The organism is Bradyrhizobium sp. 33ap4 (genome assembly GCF_032654765.1).
GTDB classification, from domain to species: domain Bacteria; phylum Pseudomonadota; class Alphaproteobacteria; order Rhizobiales; family Xanthobacteraceae; genus Bradyrhizobium; species Bradyrhizobium australafricanum.
Window position 1 is genome coordinate 1 of sequence record NZ_JAUMTJ010000171.1, and the last position, 1507, is coordinate 1507.

Below are 1507 nucleotides of genomic sequence, written 5' to 3' on the forward strand. Positions count from 1 at the left end.
GACGATCTTTTTCTTTTCTGCCACAGCCTTAATCTGGAGAAAGGCAGGCGAATAGTGGCTTGAGCTGGATACGTGTTGAAAATGTTCACAAAGAATGTTGGCCTGCTCATACAGTGTTGCACAGGGAGTCCCATTAACAATGATCAGGGGCAGACTAAATGCATGGTAGTTTCCACGAATCCTATTGAGACGGTCCCACACAAATTTTGCAGGTGTCCGTGTGTTTAGTGTGCTTACATACTGCTGCCACGATGTTCGTTTGGCTTTTTTGAACGTTCTTTTTGCCAAGGCCCGCTTCCGTTTGAATTCAAGGAGGTTCGCGGATGTCGGGCGTCTTCGAAACACAGCCCACGCTCTCTGTTGTGCCGTCCGGGCCTGCTTGCATTCGTCATTCCACCATGGCTTGCATCTTCGTGGTAACGAGGCGGACGTCTGTGGGATAGCTGCAGCCGCTGACTGTGTAATTGTGTTGGTTATAGCTTCATTCGCTTCTTCTACCGACCTTCCCTGCAGAACATCAGGCGGGAAAACTGCTTGCGTCCTATATCTGTCCCAGTCGGCGCGATCGAGTCTCCACCTTGGCTCACGGACGGGTAAAGCGTTGACTTGGACTAGATATTTTAGATACGTAGGAAAATGGTCACTGCCGTATGGGTTCTTGGTGACGCCCCATTGCAGGCATTGAAATATTGATGGTGAGCAGAAGGCCAAGTCCAGACAGGAGAAGCTAAGATTTCCGGCGTGTATATATGTGGGCTCTTTTTTATTCATAAGGCAGGTGGCCTGAAGGAGAGTGTCTTCAATTAGTTTGCCTCGGGAGTCTCTTTTTGCGCTTCCCCATAAGGGGTTATGAGCATTAAAGTCACCCTGCAGAATAAATGGGGCTGGAAGCTGAGAGACGAGAGCATGTAGTTCACTTTGTGATACATCACTTGAAGGCGGGATATAAAGTGAACACACTGTTATCAACCGGTCGAGTGATAGGCGTATCGCAACTGCCTCAAGGTTCGTGTTAAGCGGCACATGCGAAAAAGGGATGGACCTATGGGACAAAACAGCAACCCCTCCTGAGGGCCTGCCAGTGCAGGCTCTGTCCTTCCTGAAGACATTGTATTGCTTAAAAAAACTAACTGGTTGGGCATTTAGGTGCGTTTCCTGAAGACATAACGTCAGTGGAGTTGAGTTCTCAAGGATACTATGGATATCCTCTACGTTTGCTATGAGTCCTCGGCAGTTCCACTGGATGAAACTTTTAGAGCCCATCAAGAGAAAAAGAGGAAGGAATAAAGTACACAAAGGGAAAACCACTGGGTCATGCCCTGAAAACTGAACAAGCAGTGTCTTCACGGGGCCTGAACCCTTGGGGGTTTTACTCCCCTTCCTCTGCTACCTGCATTATCTCTCCTTTCCTTTGATATCACAAGTCGGCTCGTAGCCATGTCGTTCTGTGAGCCAAGGAGTTGACACGGGACTTTGTCTTCCTAAGACCGCTTGGCCCCGACATTCC

The 1507-nt window shown here is 48.8% G+C and carries 1 protein-coding gene and 1 pseudogene; both read right to left on the bottom strand.

Annotated elements, in window-relative coordinates:
- Positions 1-288: hypothetical protein (locus Q2M23_RS43545; protein WP_316399508.1), on the bottom strand; the 288-nt coding region annotated here is incomplete at its 3' end.
- A gap of 351 nt (positions 289-639) precedes the next feature.
- A pseudogene (locus Q2M23_RS44375) lies at positions 640-1263 on the bottom strand (endonuclease/exonuclease/phosphatase family protein); the annotation flags it as partial.
- Between the last annotated feature and the right edge of the window lie 244 nt (positions 1264-1507).